The sequence below is a fragment of the Arcanobacterium wilhelmae genome, assembly GCF_029632765.1.
Classification (GTDB): Bacteria; Actinomycetota; Actinomycetes; order Actinomycetales; family Actinomycetaceae; genus Arcanobacterium; species Arcanobacterium wilhelmae.
Map to the genome: position 1 here is coordinate 918,881 of NZ_CP121247.1, position 19,927 is coordinate 938,807.

General features: G+C 57.5%; 16 protein-coding genes. 14 read left to right on the forward strand and 2 right to left on the reverse strand.

Annotated elements, in window-relative coordinates:
- The first annotated feature begins 10 nt into the window (after window positions 1-10).
- On the forward strand, window positions 11-2,722 hold the full coding sequence (locus tag P8A24_RS04070; protein WP_278060005.1) for a bifunctional glycosyltransferase/CDP-glycerol:glycerophosphate glycerophosphotransferase: 2,712 nt from the start codon (window positions 11-13) through the stop codon (window positions 2,720-2,722).
- Window positions 2,722-4,596, forward strand: coding sequence for a hypothetical protein (locus tag P8A24_RS04075; RefSeq protein ID WP_278060007.1), 1,875 nt, complete (start codon window positions 2,722-2,724; stop codon window positions 4,594-4,596). The genes P8A24_RS04070 and P8A24_RS04075 overlap by 1 nt, the downstream gene beginning before the upstream one ends.
- 134 nt (window positions 4,597-4,730) lie before the next feature.
- On the opposite strand, the gene P8A24_RS04080 is transcribed toward P8A24_RS04075, so the two are convergent.
- Complete coding sequence (locus tag P8A24_RS04080; protein ID WP_278060009.1) at window positions 4,731-6,845, reverse strand: N-acetylmuramoyl-L-alanine amidase; 2,115 nt, start codon at window positions 6,843-6,845, stop codon at window positions 4,731-4,733.
- Between the two features lie 178 nt (window positions 6,846-7,023).
- On the opposite strand from P8A24_RS04080, the gene lepA reads away from it, so the two are divergent.
- The 4 genes from lepA to P8A24_RS04100 all read left to right on the forward strand — a co-directional run bounded on the left by lepA (window position 7,024) and on the right by P8A24_RS04100 (window position 11,675).
- Window positions 7,024-8,880 (forward strand): translation elongation factor 4, encoded by a 1,857-nt coding sequence (gene lepA, locus P8A24_RS04085; protein WP_278060011.1) that lies wholly within the window; start codon window positions 7,024-7,026, stop codon window positions 8,878-8,880.
- 2 nt (window positions 8,881-8,882) lie between these two features.
- Window positions 8,883-9,719, forward strand: a complete 837-nt coding sequence (gene trmB, locus P8A24_RS04090) for a tRNA (guanosine(46)-N7)-methyltransferase TrmB (protein WP_278060013.1) — start codon at window positions 8,883-8,885, stop codon at window positions 9,717-9,719.
- Window positions 9,719-10,906 (forward strand): radical SAM family heme chaperone HemW, encoded by a 1,188-nt coding sequence (gene hemW, locus P8A24_RS04095; RefSeq protein WP_278060015.1) that lies wholly within the window; start codon window positions 9,719-9,721, stop codon window positions 10,904-10,906. The genes trmB and hemW overlap by 1 nt, the downstream gene beginning before the upstream one ends.
- A 94-nt stretch (window positions 10,907-11,000) precedes the next feature.
- Window positions 11,001-11,675, forward strand: coding sequence for a hypothetical protein (locus P8A24_RS04100; RefSeq protein ID WP_278060017.1), 675 nt, complete (start codon window positions 11,001-11,003; stop codon window positions 11,673-11,675).
- Here P8A24_RS04100 and P8A24_RS04105 read toward each other — a convergent pair whose 3' ends face one another.
- On the reverse strand, window positions 11,676-12,521 hold the full coding sequence (locus P8A24_RS04105) for a DUF3097 family protein (protein WP_278060019.1): 846 nt from the start codon (window positions 12,519-12,521) through the stop codon (window positions 11,676-11,678).
- A 106-nt stretch (window positions 12,522-12,627) separates the two neighbouring features.
- Here P8A24_RS04105 and hrcA point away from each other — a divergent pair, with 106 nt between their 5' ends.
- From hrcA to recO, 8 genes are read left to right on the forward strand one after another with little or no spacing between them, the layout of a single operon-like run.
- Window positions 12,628-13,644, forward strand: coding sequence for a heat-inducible transcriptional repressor HrcA (gene hrcA / locus P8A24_RS04110; RefSeq protein ID WP_307014886.1), 1,017 nt, complete (start codon window positions 12,628-12,630; stop codon window positions 13,642-13,644).
- Window positions 13,645-13,656: 12 nt separating this feature from the next.
- Window positions 13,657-14,781, forward strand: coding sequence for a molecular chaperone DnaJ (gene dnaJ, locus P8A24_RS04115; protein ID WP_278060024.1), 1,125 nt, complete (start codon window positions 13,657-13,659; stop codon window positions 14,779-14,781).
- The gene (locus P8A24_RS04120) at window positions 14,778-15,548 is read left to right on the forward strand and encodes a 16S rRNA (uracil(1498)-N(3))-methyltransferase (RefSeq protein ID WP_278060026.1); all 771 of its coding nucleotides are present in this window, start codon (window positions 14,778-14,780) and stop codon (window positions 15,546-15,548) included. The genes dnaJ and P8A24_RS04120 overlap by 4 nt, the downstream gene beginning before the upstream one ends.
- Before the next feature lies 1 nt (window position 15,549).
- The gene (locus tag P8A24_RS04125) at window positions 15,550-16,509 is read left to right on the forward strand and encodes a PhoH family protein (RefSeq protein WP_278060028.1); all 960 of its coding nucleotides are present in this window, start codon (window positions 15,550-15,552) and stop codon (window positions 16,507-16,509) included.
- Window positions 16,506-17,012 (forward strand): rRNA maturation RNase YbeY, encoded by a 507-nt coding sequence (gene ybeY, locus P8A24_RS04130; protein WP_370870604.1) that lies wholly within the window; start codon window positions 16,506-16,508, stop codon window positions 17,010-17,012. The genes P8A24_RS04125 and ybeY overlap by 4 nt, the downstream gene beginning before the upstream one ends.
- Window positions 17,013-17,014: 2 nt before the next feature.
- Window positions 17,015-18,256 (forward strand): hemolysin family protein, encoded by a 1,242-nt coding sequence (locus P8A24_RS04135; protein WP_278060030.1) that lies wholly within the window; start codon window positions 17,015-17,017, stop codon window positions 18,254-18,256.
- On the forward strand, window positions 18,249-19,157 hold the full coding sequence (gene era / locus P8A24_RS04140) for a GTPase Era (protein WP_278060032.1): 909 nt from the start codon (window positions 18,249-18,251) through the stop codon (window positions 19,155-19,157). Before P8A24_RS04135 ends, era begins: the two co-directional genes overlap by 8 nt.
- A 34-nt stretch (window positions 19,158-19,191) precedes the next feature.
- A complete protein-coding gene (gene recO / locus P8A24_RS04145) occupies window positions 19,192-19,926 on the forward strand; it encodes a DNA repair protein RecO (protein ID WP_278060198.1) in 735 nt (244 codons plus the stop codon).
- Window position 19,927: the final 1 nt, after the last annotated feature.

Here is a 19,927-nt window from a genome sequence, read left to right on the forward strand (position 1 = left end):
GAGTACGCGAATGGGCGCTACAACTCAGTTTGATCCGTTGTTCACTATCGTCGTTCCGGTCTACAACACGGAGAAGTACGTGGGGGAGACGATTGATAGCATCATTCGTCAGGCTGAATCGATGTTTGAGCGTACTGAAATTATTCTCATTAACGACGGTTCTACTGATGGTTCGGCAGAGATTGCGCAGTCGTATGTGGATCGGTATCCGGGAAAAATTCACCTTTTCTCCAAACCGAATAGTGGTACGAGTGATTCTAAGAATTTAGGAATTGAACATGCGCGTGGCCAGTACGTCGGTTTTCTGGACTCTGACGACTTGTACGGTCCTAACGTTCTAGGGGAAGTTGCGCAATTCTTTGCCGTACACTCCGATGTCGACGTCGTTTCGATTCCGATGCAATTTTTCGACGGGCGGACCGGTGAGCATCGACTGAACAACAAATTCGGTCCTGGTACACGTGTCATCGACGTACTCGACGATTGGAAAGACGTCCAGCTTTCAGCAGCATCGTGTTTTGTCCGCCGGGCGTTACTTCAACAGCACAACATCCGTTTTGACGCGCGAATCCATCTGGCAGAAGATGCAAAATTCATTACTCAAGCGATTATGGTAGCTACGAAACTTGGTTTGGTGTCTTCGGTCGCGTATCTCTATCGCAAGCGCGCTGAAGGATCGTCAGCGATTGATACTTTCAAAGCCGACCCTGCGTCGTACACGCCAGTGCTGAGGTATGCCTGGGAAGAACTTTTCGAACAGTACTCGAACTCACTGGGGATTATTCCCAAGTATGTACAAAATGTTGCTATGCATGACATGGAATGGCGTCTGTCGGATAAGCAACAATTTGTTCTCGATCGGGAGGAACTTGACGAGTACGAAAGTGTAATGAGGGCTTTGCTTGAACGCATCGATGTCGATGTCATTATGGCTCAGCCTTTCCTTCGCGACATTTTCAAAATTTATGCCCTCTCGATCAAATTCGGCGAGGATGTCGTTCAACACTCCGAGCGTGACGGCGCCGCATTTTACTATCGTGGTCGCGAAATCTGGCGTTTTCGAATTGAAAGCGTCTTGATGCACGTCGATTACCTTGATGCTTCTGATCGAACTATTACTCTGCATGGCGCCTACTTTGGTATTCAATTCCCAGATATCGAATTTGGGATTCTACGAAACGGGAGTTTCATCCGGTTCGAACGGGCGTCCATACCGAAGTGGCGCCAGGTATCAAATAACGGGCGCCTAGTGTATGAGCCTTGGGTCTTTAACCAGAAGTTCTCAGCGGTTGTTGGTGACGTCTATCATCCGGCTGTCAGGTTGGGGGATAAGATATTTCGTGTTCGATTTGTCTTTGAGCAAATGGCGAAAATGCCTCGATTTGGTGGTGCTCACCGAGTGTACGGCGATATCATGCTTACGAATTTCACCAACCGTGGGCTTGCCGTGGAAGCAGTCACCCCGGCCAGAATTCTCAAGCGTGAATTAGGGTTTTCCCGGCGCATCGCTCGGCCTTTGCTTCGGCGTGGAAAGCGTGCGCTCGCACTGCTCGGCTATCGTTGGATATGTCAACTAGTGAGGCCACGCCTCTCCAAGGAAATTTGGCTAGTGTCCGATCGTCCTTATGCGGCAGGCGATAACGGCGAAGCGTTCTTCCGTTACTTGGCAACTCACACTCCGGATAATGTTCTGCCGATCTTCGTGATACGAAAGGATTCACCGGACTATCCGCGAATGAAGCAGATTGGCCGAGTCATCGACCCACAGTCACCGCTGTTCCCCCTCGTCCACCTGATGTCTGCACAGGTGATTTCATCACAGGCTGACGATGTCGTTGTGAATGCGTTCCGTGGCATGAAGCAATACATGTCGGATCTGTACAATTTTGACTTTGTTTTCCTGCAACATGGCATTACAAAGGACGATCTGTCTGGTTGGCTCAACAAGAGTTATAAAGATATCCGAGTTTTCGTTACTTCCAGTCCTGCCGAGCAGGCGTCTATTGCTAACGAGGAGTATGGCTATACCAATGGGGAAGTAGTTCTCACAGGAATGCCGAGATTTGACCGACTGGAGAACCGGCCAACCAAGAAAATTGTGTTCGCGCCAACCTGGCGTCAGAAAATCGCAAGTGCTGTTGATCCAGCAACAGGACAACGCCCGTATGCTCCAGGGTTTAAAAACACTCGATATTATCAATTCATTCAGGAACTGATTTCGGATCAGCGCCTTAATGACGCTCTATTGCGGTACGGATATGAGGCTGAACTTTTCTTGCATCCGAATCACGTAATGAATTCAGGCGATTTTAAAGGTGGGAAAGCTTTTGTGATTCAGGCTGGCCCGCACGATTATTCGCAGATGTTCGCACAGGCATCTTTGCTCATTACGGATTATTCTTCGGTTGCTTTCGACTTTGCGTATCTACGCAAACCGGTCATCTACACGCAGTTTGATCATGATGAGTTTTTCTCAAGCCATTCATATGATGAGGGATATTTCTCCTATGAGAATGATGGGTTTGGTCCGGTTGTGTATGATGTCGAGAGTACGGTGGACGCAATTCTTGATTCCTTAGATCGTGGTACCCAGCTCAGTGATTTCTATCGAGCCCGAATCTCGAAGTTTTTCGCTTTCGATGATCGTTCCAACAGCGAGCGAACACTCCAAGCGATTCTTCAACAAGCGCGTCGCCGAAATAAGCAGACAGGAAATAACTAATGCGTCACCCACTTCGTAAACTGCGGGCATTTTCAAAAACACAGCTTGACAAATTGCTTATAGGGGCAGGGCGAACGGGCGCTCCGCAGGCTGTCCTTGATTCTCTTCGTGGCAATCGGTTGACGAAGAAAGTTGCGTCACGTTTCGAAGGTACGGACATCGCCTTGACGATGCGGCAAGCAGAAAGTATGCCGTTAGGACCTGGAAAGTTCTACGTGCGCCTTTGTTACAAGAGCTGGTCTTCACATGTTGGCGAGTACATCAAGCTGTATTGTCGTGGTGAACAGATATATGGAAACGTGATCGAACCGCCGGAAGCAGGGAAACCCGTAGAGTATCGCAATATGGTTGGGACGAGCGCGAACCCAGAAGATTATGCGATCAACTTGCGCGGGAAGTTCAGTGTGTCTGTCTCTCCGTATCCGTTTGTGACACGCGAGCAGGCGCGATTTGATGCACGCTTTGACGTCCGTCAACACGGAAAGGTTTTCTATTCAATTCGAGGGAACACCGTTGCTCCGGAGCGGGTTGTGTTTACCTTCCCTGGATTTACGCTTTCCACGTCGTCAATTTCTTATACTGTGTCGTATTTGAAAGGATTGTCTCCCACGGAGCTGCTCCGTACAGCTGTGGTTGTTTTCCAAGATCGATATTATGTTCCTGGCTCTTACATGCTTGTAGATTCGCAAGGCCGATCAGTAGTTGAGGATGTTCGTGGTGCGATGACGGATATTCTTGATAATTTCGGTCTTGATTCAAGTCAAGCTTTGCTCTTTGGTGCCTCAAAGGGTGCAAGCATTGCATTATTTTACGGACAGTTTTTCCCAAAGTCGCATCTGGTGGTATCCACCCCGCAACTCAATCTTCCGTATTATTTCACGAAACCAGCATTTCGAGAGAATCTCTTCATGTTCGAAGCAATGCGGGGCGTCGTTGCGCCTGGCGACCTGCTGCAGGAATACTGCAATGAAGGACGAAGAATTGACTTCTTCTATACCTTAAAGGACGAGCTGTCGAATCAGTCTCTCGTCGAGTTTCCGCAGGATGCGGCCAATTTCGTTTCCCATCGAATCAGTGGAGTACATACTGATGTTGCAAAGCGCGGATTGCCATCGATGATGGGAGTTATTCGCCAGTTTATTCACGGGCAGCCTCTCGAGCCACGCAGCAAGATTGAAGTTGGCTCGGTGCGGCTGTTCGAGCAAGGTGAGCATTTGGTTGGTGTGGACGTTCAGTTGGGCCGAAAGTTGGTCATTGACTCCGAGCATAATTGGTATCTTGAGAGGAGATTTGGGCAATCGGTGCTTCGCTACGAAATGGATGAGGTGAGTCTGGGGGCGGCACTGAAGACCAGCTCTACCCAGTTGCTGGACACGCGAATTGATTCGCTTGATGGCGAATGGGCGCTGAGGTATGTGACGGAAAACGGTACGACTGATGCCGTAATTCTTTCTCACTGGTCGGATGCCGTGAGGAAAGCGCGCATTTCGGCAGGTGTGGATCTAGGCTTGCCGGGTGACTTCCACGTCGACGTCAGGTCTCAAGGCTCATACACGGTTATCGACGGATATGACGTATCAGTTTTCAACTACTGCTTTGTGCCTGGCGCTGGTAGTGACAATTGTGAACTGGTTGTGGTGCTCGGAGAGGCACCTTGTGATCTTGTTGAAGCTGTGAGTACTGACCAGCCAACCTTGGCAATTGATTCGAGTACTTTTTCGCCATCACTTTCTCAGTTCATCATGAGGGTAGGGGCTCGGGTGTATGCGTCGCGGCTGCGAATTTTTGTCACGAAGGGCTACGATTCTCAGAGCTTCGTTGATGCGTTGTCGACAATTGATTGGAAGACCGTTTTGATCGATCGTCTGGGGTGAGAAGATACTCCGATTTTATCGCCGAACGATATCTGCGACTGTCTCGGACAATTGTGGTGGGTTTCTACGAAATCGCTTCGTAGAAACCCACCACAATTTTGGTATAGCCCCGCATCCTCGTGGGAGCGATGAGCCTATTTCATCCGGAGTGACCTTAGCGTGTACTTACGCAAGATTCCGTCAGGGAAAATAGCGCGAACTTCGCGTGGATCGCCAGACTGTGTGAGGAAATAACGAATGCCTTTCCACCCATACCCAATCTTTGAGTAATTGAAGGTTTGTGCGCGTCCATCCTTCGGGGCGTAAAGGTAAAGATCTCCGTTATTGCGAACCGCCCACATATCGGGAATGCCGTCTCCTGTGATATCGCCTGTAATGGCGGTAAGAACGGTGGTATTCCAGCCCGGGCCAAAGGTCGTGCGAGTTGTGAGGTTTCCGCGGCCGTCAGTCCGCCAAGCACGAAGGTAACCAGCTGATGTCCCCATGATCATCGGTTTGCCGTCGAATCCGTTCCCGGTCACAGAGATGTTTGAGACATCGCCCCAGCCAACACCGATTGTCTTTTTTGCGAGGAAGTGACCGTCGCCGCGCCCGGGGTACAAAATAAGATTTCCAGTAACCTTTTCGATGCCGAGGATGTCGACATTTCCGTCACCATCAAAATCCGATCCTCCGAACACTGTGCTCATGTTGCGCCACCCCCATCCAACCTGCAGTCTCTGCATGAAGCGTGTGCGTGAATTCATGGGGTAGAACCACAGGAAGCCGTTGCGGTCGGTGAGCATCATATCGTTGTAGCCATTGCCATCGAGGTCGCCCGCTGCGAAGACTGCAGTGTACTGGGTCGATGCCCAGCCCCATCCGATATCGGTTCGATTCCACGAGTAATTTGCAGTCTTTTGCTCGGAGTAATCTTGGTTTTGCGAAATGGGAGTCGGACTGGTGGTCTGATCTGCAGACGCATCGGCGATTGCCTTCGCAACGTTGGCACGAATCGTCGGCAGATAGTTTTCGATCAGTGCCGGGCAGTCGGTGTAGGACACGTCCTTATGGCCGAGAATTACAGGCTTGGTGAGCGGAGTCTTGGCGAACTTCGTCATGGTGGACCACGTACCATTCGGGTCGATCCCGGCGCGGCCAAACTGCCATGCGATCATATTCACGATCTGGTCGATGGCGGCCTGGGGCGGCTGGATCTGCGAGTAGTTCCCCATCACTGAAATGCCGACGGACCCGCTGTTGGCCGGTGCAGCATGCGCGCCGATACTCATTTTCCCTGCAGGTGAGTTGAGTGAGCCTTCACGGCCCTCAAAGACGGTCCCGTACTTGTCGATGAGGAAGTTGTATCCGATGTCGCCCCACTGCCGCATGTTGGCATGATAGTTCCAGATTGCTTTCACGATCGACGGCGACTGTGCACTCGTGTACGTATTGTTTCCTGCTGTGTGATGAATGACTGCAGCCTTCAGAGTTGCGCTTTCGGGCCGCCACTCGGCCTTCGCGGGGGCGCCCCACTGGGCGCGGCTGACAACGGTCGGCGCGGGAATGTTCGTAACGGGAGCGGGTGCCATCGCAAAGTCGCGGGAGAAAGCCGCGTTTGTTATCGACGTCGGTGCCTCGCGGAAGAGAGCGTTCTCGAACGTTGTCGTCTCGCCGATAGCCGCCTGTTTATCCGTACCTGCCGGCGGGAGTTGCTCGGCGACGTCGGTGCGCGCCTCGCGTTCAGTTCCGTGAGTTCCAGCGCCAGTGAGGAGCGCCACCTGGAAGTCCTTCGGGGTCTGAATGAACTTTGCTCGAACCTGAACCCCGTCGGCTCCGGCAGCCATCATCGGTTCGGTGCCGGGTGCCTCGCCTTGGCGGCCTTCGTCCCTCTCGATGTCGAGTGAATACCACGGCGACCAGGTGCCGTTGGTGCGTGTGCGCATCTCAACTAGCTGTGGATCCGCCCCGGTCCAGGTCGCGGCCGCAACATTGAAGTGTTGGGTGTCCAGAGGCTGAGTGATCACGGTGTAGTCGTTCGTGCCGCCGAGTGCCACCGGTGCGACTCGAGACGAAGCTGCATCAACGACAACGTCGTAGCCGGCAGGTGCCGTCGTCGGGGCGGCCGATTCCGGAGCTTCGAGTGCTGGAACATCGAGCAGGTCGAAGACGTACGCGTCGGGTTGTGGGATGGCCAGCGGCGACACAGGAATAGCGAGGGGAGCAAGCCCCAGCGACAAGACGGGAATCAAGGTGTGCGCTTTTATCACGAATTCTCCAATTGCTCGGACACCTGCGCGGTGTGAAATATGTGCCTCTTGAGTATATTTTCAATGAAGCGATAATAAAAGTGATGAATTGCGTAACTTCCCCTGAAGCTCACACGCTACCCTCGCCGCCGCGTGCCTGCGCTTGGTAAAGTTTGTATGTTCATACAGGAGGATTACTTTGCCTATTTCGACCGACCGCGAAAAAGCGGCCATCGTCCCAGCGGCCACCGATCCCGCGCTGATTCGCAATTTTTGTATCATCGCCCACATCGACCACGGGAAGTCCACCCTCGCCGATCGTATGCTTCAGCTCACCGGCGTCGTGGATGAGCGCGCTATGCGCGCGCAGTATTTGGATCGCATGGATATTGAGCGCGAGCGCGGTATCACGATCAAATCGCAGGCCGTGCGCATGCCGTGGAGCGTTGGCGGCCAGGCGTACGCGCTGAACATGATCGATACCCCCGGCCACGTGGACTTCGCTTACGAGGTCTCACGTTCCCTTGCTGCCTGTGAGGGGGCGATCCTCTTGGTTGATTCAGCGCAGGGTATCGAAGCGCAAACCCTCGCAAACCTCTACATGGCGCTCGAAAACGATCTGGCGATCATCCCGGTTTTGAACAAGATTGATCTTCCGGCGGCAGATCCCGATCGTTACGCCGAAGAGCTCGGTAACCTCATTGGCGTGGATCCGAGCGAGTGTATCCGGGTCTCAGGAAAGACGGGCGAGGGAGTGGATCAGCTCCTGGACCGCATCGTTTCCGAGGTTCCGGCGCCAGTTGGCACCCCCGGCGTCGCGCCACGCGCGATGATCTTCGATTCGGTTTACGATTCTTATCGCGGCGTGGTCACTTACGTGCGAGTGGTCGATGGTGAGCTTTCTCCGCGCCAGAAAGTTCAGATGATGTCCACGAAGTCCACGCACGAGCTGCTGGAAATCGGCGTCATTTCGCCCGAACCAGCTCCAACCAAGGGGCTGGGAGTTGGTGAGGTCGGTTACCTCATTACAGGTGTGAAGGATGTGCGCCAGTCGCGTGTGGGCGATACCCTCACCGACGCCGGCAAGCCTGCCACTGAGCCGCTTGCCGGCTACCGCGACCCCAAGCCCATGGTCTTCTCCGGCCTCTACCCGATCGACGGTTCCGATTACCCAGCCTTGCGCGACGCCTTGGATAAGCTCAAGCTTAACGACGCCGCCCTCACTTACGAGCCCGAAAACTCGGTTGCGCTCGGCTTTGGTTTCCGTTGTGGCTTCCTTGGTTTGCTTCACTTGGAGATTATTCGTGAGCGCCTCGAGCGCGAGTTCAATCTCGATCTCATTGCTACCGCCCCGTCGGTGATTTACCGTGTGATTACGGAAGGTGGCGAAGAGGTGATCGTTCAGAATCCATCGGAGTTTCCAGCCGGTAAAGTACGAGAAATCTTCGAGCCGTTGGTTTCGGCAACGATCCTGACGCCGAAGGATTTCGTGGGAACGTCGATGGAGCTGTGCCAGGAGCGTCGCGGCAATCTGCTAGGCATGGATTATCTTTCGGAGGATCGCGTGGAGCTACGCTACACGTTGCCGCTCGCGGAGATCGTCACAGACTTCTTTGATCAGCTCAAGTCCCGTACCAAGGGCTACGCCTCGCTCGATTACAAGCGCGAGGGCGAACAGTCCGCAGATCTGGTCAAGGTTGATATCCTCCTCAACCACGAACAGGTGGATGCGTTCTCCGCGATCGTGCACCGCGATCGCGCGTTCGGATATGGCTCAGAAATGACGAAAAAGCTCAAAACGCTCATTCCACGCCAGCAGTTCGAAATTCCGGTTCAGGCAGCCGTCGGCACTCGCGTGATCGCGCGTGAAACGATCAAGGCTGTCCGTAAGGACGTGCTGGCCAAGTGCTATGGCGGCGATATTTCGCGTAAGCGCAAACTCCTCGAGAAGCAGAAGGAAGGCAAGAAGCGCATGAAGTCGATCGGCCGTGTTGACGTGCCGCAAGAGGCCTTCGTTGCCGCCCTGTCTTCCGAGATGCCCGAACAGAAGAAGTAACAATGAGTGAACAGAACCCAAACTTTGGCCGAATCATGTCTTTTTCCCGCCGTGGTTCACGGCTGGGAGATAAGTTTGAAAAGGTGATGGAGGAGCACGCAGCACGGTTCGTGATTCCCATTCCTGCCGGTGAGGCGCTCACCACGATTGCAGACGATGCGTTTATGGATCTCGCGGAGGCGTTCGGCCGCGATGCGCCGCTCACGGTGGAGATCGGCCCGGGTTCTGGTGAACAGACGATTGCGAACGCCCTCGCCAACCCGGATCGCAACTATCTCGCCGTCGAAGCCTGGGCTCCCGGCGTCGCGCGGTGCGTGAACGCGGCACAGCGGGAAGGCGCCCACAACGTGCGCATCATTGAGGTGGACGCCGCACAAGCCCTCCCGATCATCTTCCGCACCGACGTCGAGAATCCGAACCGGCGCGCAGACGAAGTCTGGACATTCTTCCCAGACCCGTGGCGCAAGAAGAAGCACTTCAAGCGCCGCATCGTCAAGGCATCGTTCGCGCGCACAATCGCGGGTGTGCTGAAAGAAGGCGGAATCTGGCGGCTGGCAACCGATTGGGATTCGTACGCGTGGCAGATGCGCGACGTCGTCACGGACGCCCCCGAGTTTACGAACCCGCACGAGGGCCAGCGGGTGGACCCGGCAGATGACGGCGCCTACGAGGGCGGCTTCGCCCCGCGCTTCGAGCACCGCGTCATGACGCGCTTCGAACAGCGCGGTATCGACGCCGGCCGGACAATCCACGATCTCAAAGTTGTGCGCGTACCGGGCGAGTTCCCGCTCCCGGTTCCCGCGAACGAAACAGGCGCACCGGCGTCGGAGGCGCTCTAGTGGCGCAACTTCCCGACGGCGTCCCCGCGCCTGGGGACGGCTCGCTTCCCGATCCGAACGTTGCCAGCGGGTTCGCAGCCTACGTCCACATTCCGTTTTGCGCCGTACGCTGCGGATATTGCGATTTCAACACGTACACGAACCTTGACTTCGGGCCAGGTGCGTCGGCGTCGGACTACCACGACACGCTCGCGCGCGAGATTGAGCTCTCGGCGGGGGTGCTCGGCAACCCAGGCAAAGTTACGAGCGTCTTTTTCGGAGGCGGGACGCCAACGCTCCTGCCTGCGAAGGATCTTGCTGCAACCCTGGAGCGCCTGCGTGCCACGTTCGGTATCGAGCCTGGCGCAGAAGTGACAACTGAGGCAAACCCCGAAACCCTCACCTTTGAGCGCCTGCGCATCCTGCACGACGCCGGCTTCACTCGTGTCTCGTTCGGCATGCAGTCGGCTGTTTCGCACGTATTGCAGGTTCTCGATCGTGCCCACACTCCCGGCCAAGTGGATGCCGCAGTCGGCTGGGCGCGCGAGCTCGGGCTCGAGCATTCTGTGGATCTGATTTACGGAGCGCCAGGGGAGTCCATGGATGATTGGCGCGCCTCACTCGAGGCCGCGATCGCGCTCGATCCGCCGCACATTTCCGCTTACGGCCTCACGATCGAGCCTGGCACGAAGATGGGTGGCCAAGTCCGGCGCGGAGAGATTCCCGAGCCCGACCCGGATGTCCTCGCCGACAAATACATGCTCGCCGAGGAGCTTTTGTCCAACGCAGGCTACGAGTGGTACGAGGTGTCGAACTGGGCCAAGCCTGGCCATCATTCTCGCCACAACCTCGCCTACTGGCAGGACGCTAACTGGTGGGGGTATGGGCCTGGCGCTCACAGTCACGTCAATGGCACACGCTGGTGGAATGTGAAGCACCCGATCCAATATGCGGCGGCGCTTGCACAGGGAAAATCGCCGGCTGCTGCTCGTGAGCTTCTCACGGCCGATGAGCGACGCGAAGAACAGATCATGCTTGGCATCCGCCTGCGCGAGGGAATCGCAACGCCCCAGGGTGCCGCACCCGAGGTAGTTGCGGGCTTCATTGCAGACGGGTTGGTGGAGCCTGTACCCGCGATGCATAGCCGTCTCATCCTGACAGTAAAGGGGCGCTTGCTCGCCGATACCGTCATCCGAGCGCTCTGGTAATGCTGCCGAGTGGCCTGTGGCGAGCCACACCCCGGCGTCGCGAACACACGTCCTCATTTTAGTGCCACCAGCCCATGCTGGTACGCTTTGCCTCATGAATGTCAACGATGTCGCAATGTTTTCTCTCGTCGGCGTGTTTTTCCTGGTTGTCATCGGAGGGATCGTCTTTTCGTTCCTTGGCAAAAACAAGGGTCATTGGGATGAGCGCTCGCGCGTGCGCGGGCAGATGCGTAAGCGCGGTTGGAAGGTTGCAGACACAGTTGGCGACATTGCCAAATTTTTCGCGGTCAATGATCGTTACACGCTCATGGATCGTGCCCTGGCACCGGACGTGCCAGGCCTGATGGCCGTCGAGGGCAAGAGCGGTGAGACGGAATGGAAGACTGCCGTGACGATCTCTCCCGACGACGGTGCGCAGCTTCTCGTGTCGGCTACCCTTGCTCAGCGACCGGACGGTTCGATTGGTGCGCTGGACGAGGCGCGCCTGGATCGCACTGACGGCGGCTTCGCGATTTTCTCCGATCAAGGCGAGGCGAGCTGGCTAGCGGACGGCACGGAGAGCGGGCAGTTCCCTCCCTATCTCACTCATGATCTTCTCGATTGGCTTTACCGCTGGGAGAGCGCGGAAGCCGTTCACTTTGCAGGTGAGCAGGTCACGGCCCGCTTGACCCCCGAGGCGTCCAGGCGCGATCTCGTGGAACTCGTGGACGAATCTTCACGGGCAATCGGCACCACGATTGGCCTGCTCCCTCCGATCGCGTGGGCGTAGCTACTCGCCTTCGGTGACGAAATCGATCAGCTCTTCCATGCGCCCGAGGAGGGCGGGGGAGAGATCCGTATAGGAGTGCACTGAATCGAGGATGCGCTTCCAGCCCAGCCCGATGTCTTCGGCGTTCGAGTGCGGCCAGCCGAGCCGTGTGAGAGTGCCCACCTTGATGTCCTCTCCGCGTGGCACGGTTGGCCACTGCCGGATGCCGACGGCGCTGGGCTTCACTGCCTGCCAGACGTCCACGTAAGGGTGGCCGAGGACGAGCACGCCGGGCTTTCGCATGGCGGCCTGCGCGATTCGTGATTCCTTCGACCCAGGAACAAGATGATCGAGGAGAACTCCGGCTCTGTGGCGCTCATCAGGCCCGAACACCTCGAGGATCTCGAGGAGATGATCGGCGCCGAAGAGCTCTTCGACCATAATCCCCACGTAGGCGAGATCCTCACCCCAGATTTTCGACACCAGCTCGGCGTCGTGCTTTCCCTCAACCCAAATGCGACTCGGACGTGCCACCCGAGCCTCATGGGCAACGGCTCGCGAGCCGGAGGCGGTAATCTGCGCACCAGCGACCGTCTTCAGCCCCGACGTCGTTGTTGCCGGTTTCGGCGGGACCAGGGTGACGGGTTTGCCCTCGGCCCAGAACCCCGGGCCCACGAAGAATGAGCGTCGTTTGTTGAAACGATCCTCGAGCTCCATCTGCCACTTTCCGGCGACTTTCGCGACCCGCATCACTTCTCCGACGTAGCCCGACGACGGGTCTTCGAGGAGCATGCCCACCTCGACTGGCACCTCGGGCGCCTTCGGGTTGCGTGAAAAGTTGGCCAATACATCGTTTGAGTAACGCACGCGCCCCAGAATAGTGCACGCGCAGGGCTGAATTTGGGATATGTACACCGGCAAGTTGCGGCGTAGAATTAGCACTCGGAATGTGCAAGTGCCAGGGAGGTGAGTGATGACGGATCGCAAGTCAATTGTTTTGAAAGCAATCGTGGAGGATTACGTTGCCACGCGCGAGCCCGTTGGCTCGAAGGCCGTGGTGGAACGTCATAAGCTCGCTGTCTCACCGGCAACGGTCCGCAACGACATGGCGCAGCTCGAGGAAGCAGGTCTGATCGTCCAGCCGCACACGTCCGCCGGACGCATTCCAACCGATGCTGGATATCGTGCATTCGTCGATGCGATTGCGAAGGTGAAGCCGCTGTCGAAGGCGCAACGCACGGCGATCAACGACATGCTTTCGGACGCGGTGGATCTCGATGATGTCTTATCTCGAGCCGTGCGCCTGCTCGCTCAGTTCACGCGGCAGGTTGCGGTTGTGCAGTACCCATCCCTCACGCGCGTCGGGCTAAGGCATGTCGAACTCCTGCTGTTGGCTCCTCGCGTGATCCTCGTGGTGATTATTACCGATGCTGGGCGCGTCGAGCAACGAACGATTTCAGCGGTTGCCGAGCATACGGAGGCTGAGCTGGCACAGGTTTCTCGTGCACTCAATGAGGCTTGTGGCGGCGCATCTTTAGAGAATCTCGCTGGCGCCGCCCTTGCCGCACAAGAAACCCTCCCCGCCCCGTTGCGTTCGATTGCCGCGGTCGTCGCAGAGACGATCGACGCCACCTTGCGCACCGACGTCGAAGAACGCGTCGTCGTCGCCGGTACAGGCAACCTCACCCGGTACGGCATCGACCCGGCGGAGGTGGCGCCCGTGCTCGACAAGCTCGAAGAACAAGTGGTTCTGTTGCGCTTGCTGGCCCACCAAGCAGGCGGACTCGGCGTACGCATCGGTGCCGAAAACGGTGCGGATCTTGGTGAGACCTCGGTGGTGTCCACCGATTATGCGGGTGGCCACGCGGGTGCCGTCGCGCGCCTTGGTGTGGTTGGCCCAACCCGAATGGACTATCCGGGCGCAATGAGCTCGGTGTATGCGGTTGCTCAGTACCTGTCTCATTTCCTTGGAGAAACTGAGACGGACTAAAGGAAGGAACACGTGGCAGATTATTACGAGATTCTCGGTGTTTCGCGCGATGCGAGCCCGGAGGAAATCAAGAAGGCGTACCGCAAGCTTGCGCGAAAGTTGCACCCCGACGTCGCCGGCCCTGAAGGTGCAGAGAAGTTTAAGGAAGTGACCGAAGCATACGACGTGCTCGGGAATGAGGAAAAGCGCCGCACCTACGACATGGGCGGTGCAGATGCGTTGCATGGTGGCAGCTTTGGTGGTGGCGCTGGCTTCGGTTTTGAAGATATTTTCAATTCCTTCTTCGGTGGAGGGATGGGCGGCGGGCGCGGCCCGGCGTCGCGAGCGCGCAAGGGTGGCGATACCCTCGTCGATCTCGAGATTTCACTCGAAGATGTCGTGTTTGGTGGCGATCATCAATTTACGTACGACGCCATGATCGAGTGCAATACTTGCCATGGTCAGATGAGCGAGCCAGGCTACAGTGCCGAAACTTGTACGCAGTGCGGTGGGTCGGGATCGATCCAGAAAGTGACGCAGTCGTTCCTGGGCCAGATGGTTACCCAGGCGGCCTGCCCCACCTGCCGTGGTTACGGCACCGTGATCACTCACCCGTGCCATGAGTGTGCGGGAGAGGGCCGTGTGCGCGCCTCGCGTACCACCACGGTGAAAATCCCGGCTGGCGTGGATAACGGCATGCAGATCCGCGTGGGTGGTATGGGTGACGCTGGCCTGGCCGGTGGGCCCGCAGGCGATCTGTTTGCTCAGGTACATGTGGCGTCTCACCCGCTTTTCGAGCGCCGTGGCGACGATCTCCTCACTACCGTTGAGGTCCCCATGACGACAGCGGCGCTCGGCACCGACGTCACGATTGAAACCTTCGACGGCGATAAGTCGATCACGATCGATCCGGGCACTCAGAGCGGGAAGATCATTTCCCTCGCTGAACTCGGCGTGGGCAGGCTCCGCCGCCGCGGGCGTGGGCGTCTCCTCGTGAACGTGCAGGTTGCAACGCCAACGAAGCTGACCGACGAGGAACGCTCGTTGATTGAAAAGCTCGCCGCGCTTCGTGGAGAGGAGCGCACCAAGGTGCAGGGCCGAACCGAGAATTCCTCGGTGTTTTCGCGTCTGAAGGATAAGTTCGGAGGCAACGCATGACCCTGCCAGTCTACGTCGATCGCGAGCTGAAGCCGCTCGAAGCGGGTACGTTGGTGTCGCTTCGCGGTGAGGAGGCTCGTCACGCGGCCACCGTTCGTCGTACCCGTGTCGGCGAGGAGCTGGATATCGTTTCCGGGCGTGGGGTGCGCGTACGCGTCGAGGTGACGGCGACGTCGAAGGATTCCTTGACGGGCCGGGTACTGGAGTCTGTGGAGGAGCTTCCGTCGGATCCCCAGATCGTGCTCGTTCAAGCGCTCGCTAAGGGCGGGCGCGACGAACAGGCGGTAGAAACAGCCACTGAATTCGGCGTGGACCACGTCATCCCGTGGGAGTCGGATCGGGCAATCGTTTCCTGGTCTCATCCGGGTAAGGCCGAGAAGGGGCGTACCAAGTGGGAGGCGGTCGCGTTGGCTGCTGCGAAGCAGTCACGTCGTTCCTGGGTTCCAACCGTTGGCGAACCGGTTTCGACGAAGCAGCTTGCACAGTGGATCCGGTCGGAGAAGGCGATGGGCGGCCGGATTTTCGTGTGCCACGAGTCTGCAACCACCCCGCTCGTCGAGAAACTCGAGCAGCGGACGCAACTCGCCGGCGACGTCGCGCCGCGCACCACCGTCGTCGTCGGCCCTGAGGGCGGGATCACGGATCTTGAGCTTGCACTCCTCGCCGACGCCGGTGGGGAAGTCGTGCTTCTGGGCAAGCATGTGTTGCGCTCGGCGACCGCAGGCCCGTGGGCGATCGCTGTCCTTCGCGCTTTGGGAGGAAAATAAAATGATGGAAACGCTGAATCTGGTCGTGCCGGCGTCAGTTCCGATGATCAACCTGCTCGGGCACGACGACGACGTGCTCCGCACCCTCGAGGGTGGGCTCGCACCTGTCACGTTTCACGTTCGCGGGCACAAAATCACTCTCAATGGGCCAGGAGAAGATGTCGCGATTGCCGGTCGCCTTGTGCGCGAGCTGATTTCGGTCGTCGTGGGAGGGGAACATCTCACCACGGATGCCGTGGAGCGCGCGATTTCGATCACGAAATCGGGCCTTGCGAAGCCGACTGCCTTGATGAAAGCGGATATCGTGACCGCTCATGGCAAGACGATTCGTCCGAAGACTCTCGGCCAGAAATCGTACGTTGAAGCGATCGACGCGAATGCGGTCACCTTCGGCATCGGCCCCGCGGGCACCGGGAAAACTTATCTGGCTGTGGCGAAGGCCGTCGTCGCGCTCATGAACAAGGATGTCAAGCGCATCGTACTCTCGCGCCCGGTGGTCGAGGCCGGAGAATCTCTCGGCTACCTGCCAGGGAGCCTCAACGACAAGATTGATCCCTACATGAGGCCGCTCTACGACGCGCTGTATGACATGCTCGATCCTGAGGCGATCGTGAAACTGCTCGCTGCAGGGACCATCGAAATCGCCCCGCTTGCCTACATGCGCGGGAGAACGCTTTCTGATTCATTTGTGATCCTCGACGAGGCACAGAACACCACGCGGGAACAGATGAAGATGTTTCTCACGCGCCTCGGTTTCGGCTCGAAAATGGTGATCACGGGTGATCTCACGCAGGTGGATCTTCCCCGCAAAGCCACCTCGGGCCTGTTGCTCGCACGCCGGATTCTTCGTGGAGTGGACAACGTTGCTTTCGCAGATTTCGGCTCAGCCGACGTTGTTCGAAACCGCATCGTTGCCGATATTATTGATGCCTACACACGCTATGAAGAGGACGAATCATGATTGAAGTGAATGACGAATCTGGCTACACGCCTGCCCCTGACCTGGCAGAAATTTCATCCCTGGCCACGTTTGTGCTGGGCGAAATGCGCGTGCATCCGCAGGCTGATTTGAACGTGATCATGATTGATGATGAGGCGATGGCGATCCTTCACAAGAAGTGGATGGATTTGGATGGTCCAACTGATGTGATGTCGTTCCCGATGGACGAGTTGCGTCCCGCTCCACTGGGTGAGGAGCCAAAGCCTGGAATGCTAGGAGATATTGTGGTTTCGCCGTCGGTGGCGGCCGCCCAGGCGCTCAAGGGCGGCCACGCCACGCAGGAAGAAATCCTACTCCTCGTCACCCACGGCATCTTGCATTTGCTCGGTTATGATCACGCCGAGCCGGAGGAGAAGAAGGAGATGTTCACGCTTCAGCGCAGGCTGTTGCTCACGTTCCTCGCCTCTCGCCGCGACGATTTCCAAGATGGCGATATTGATCTCATCGCCCCGCCGGTGGAGTGATCATGGGGAGCGTTTACCTCGGTCTCTTAGCCCTTCTCGCGCTCGTCGCGCTGTTGTCGTCGGTGTACACCACGCTCGTTGGTGCGGCCCTGACGCGTATTTCGCGCTCCCAGGCTTCGCACGCGCATGCGCAGGGCGCGAAATACATTCTTCGTGTCGTTGAGCAGCGCCCGGCGGCGGCGTCGGCAGTGAACCTCATCTACGGCATCCAGGTGGCGGTGTTTGCGATCGCCGCCACGCTTGCGATCGATACGCTCACCGAAAGCTGGTGGATCACGCTTGTGATCTGTGCGGGGGGCACGTTCGTCCTATTTCCTCTCTTACGCATCCTGGTACCAGCATCGATCGGGCACAAGCATCCGGTTGCGATCATCGCGGCTGCCGGCGGGTTTTTGCTGTTCGTCACCTGGTTTACGGCGAAGTTTGTGCGCGAGCGCGAACCAGCGGACGAGGAGGAGCGTGAGGCCTACGAGGAGAGCGCTCGCACCGCGATGGTGGAGCGCGTTGCCGAGTCAAAGGCAGTGGACGACGACGAACGCTCCCTCCTGGAGTCGGTGTTCAAGCTGTCGAGCACGCGTGTACGTGAGGTGATGGTGCCGCGCACCGATATGATCACGATTGATTCCCAGGAGAGCTTAGACAAGGCGGTGTCGCTGTTTGTGCGCTCCGGGTTCTCTCGTGTCCCGGTCGCGGGGGAATCTGTGGATGATCTCCTCGGCGTTTTGTATCTGAAGGACGCGATCTCGAAGCTACATGGCAAAACGCTCGAGCCCGCTTCGATCACGCAGATCATGCGTTCGCCCGTTTTTGTTCCAGAAACGATGATGGCCGACGATCTGCTTCATCAAATGCAGTCCGATTCGAACCATATTGCTCTTGTGGTCGATGAGTACGGCGGTATCGCGGGCCTGGTAACGATCGAGGATCTGCTCGAGGAACTTGTTGGTGAGATGAACGATGAGCACGATCGGGCCCTGCCGGAGCTCCAGGAGTTGGGCGACGGCACGTATCGGCTCCCTGCCCGCATGCCGATTAGTGAGGTTGGCGAGCTGTTTGATCTCGAGTTGGAAGACGACGACGTCGATACGATCGGTGGCTTGTTAACGAAGGCTTTGGGGCGGGTTCCGATTTGGGGAAGCAAAGTCGAGGTTCAGGGATTGGCCCTGGTCGCCGATGGCTTTGAAGGACGTCGCAAGCGGCTCGCGTGGGTGCGTGCGAACACAGTGGAGGAAGAAAATGAGTGAGGATTTCCGCGCAGGTTTCGTGGCGATCGTGGGCCGGCCGAATGCGGGTAAGTCGACGTTGACAAACGCGATGGTGGGCGAGAAGATCGTCATCACCGCAAATCAGCCCGAGACCACCCGTCGTGCAGTGCGCGGCATCGTTCAGCGTCCGAACGGGCAGCTGATCCTCGTCGACACCCCGGGTTTGCACCGTCCGCGTACGCTCCTGGGGGAGCGTTTGAACGACATGGTTCGCGATTCCTTGGAAGATGTGGATGCCGTGGTGATGTGCCTACCTGCAGACGAGAAAGTGGGTCCTGGCGATAAGTATTTGCTCGGCGTCGTCGCCCATGCAAATGCCCCTGTCTATGCCGTCATCACGAAGGTCGATAAAGTCAGTCGCGATGCGCTTGCCGCCAAGATCATCGAAGTCTCGCAGATCGGTGATTTTGCCGAGATCGTCCCGGTCTCGGCGGTGAAAGACGAGCAGGTGGATCTCCTCGCGTCGTTGATTCTCCAGAAGATGCCTCCCTCGCCGCCGCTATACCCGAGCGATTCGGTCACCGATGCTTCAGAAGAAGATCGCATCGCGGATCTGATTCGTGAGGCATCGCTGGAGGGTGTGCGCGATGAACTGCCCCATTCGATCGCCGTCGTGATCGAGGAGATGGAGGAGCGCCCGCGACGCCGTGGAGATAACCGCCCGCCAATTGTCGATATCCAGGCGTCAATCTTCGTCGAGCGTGATTCGCAAAAGGGAATCGTGATCGGGAAAGGCGGTTCGCGCCTGCGAACGGTTGGTTCGCAAGCCCGCGCCGGGATCGAACAGATTCTCGGGAAAAGGGTCTTCCTTTCGCTGCGCGTGAAGGTAGCGAAGGATTGGCAACGCGATCCCAAGCAACTCGGGAAGCTCGGCTTCTAGGGGTCTTTTGCCCGCAAGCCGTCAGTGTCATAATATATCGGTGAAAACTTACCGTGTACATGCGATCGTGCTTCGCCACCAAGATTTGGGCGAAGCCGATCGTATTGTCACGTTGTTCACCCGTGAACGGGGAATTGTGCGAGCTGTGGCGAAGGGTGTCCGTCGCACAAAGTCGCGCTTCGGAGCGCGCCTTGAGCCCTTTTCGCTTGTCGATCTTCAGCTCTACGAGGGGCGCAGTCTCGACGTCGTGACTCAAGCAGAATCGATCCACCAGTTCGGTCGCAAAATTGTGGCGTCGTATGAGGCATATACATCGGCGTCGGCAATGGTGGAGGTCACGGAGCGGCTTCTTCCTGCGGAGGGCGAACCCGACGCCGAACTGTTCAGACTTCTTCATGGCGCACTGGCTGCGGTGGCAAGTGGTGATCGCGCGCCGGACCTACTGATGAACTCATATATCGTCCGGGCGTTGGCGCACGCAGGTTGGGAGCTCGCGATCTTCGAGTGTGCAAAGTGCGCAATTGAGGGACCACACGAGGCCTTCAACGTGTACGCGGGTGGCGCAGTGTGTGATGACTGCCGTCCGGCCGGCTCTGCCACCCCGTCGGTGGAGACATGGCAGCTCCTGGCAGCCCTATCAGTCGGGGATTGGCGTATTGCCACTCAGGCAGACGAATCGGCGCGTAAAGCTGCTGCCGGTTTGATCGCTGCCTATGCGCAGTTCCAGATCGAAAGGTCGGTCCGCTCACTGAAGTTAGCAAACCGGTAAG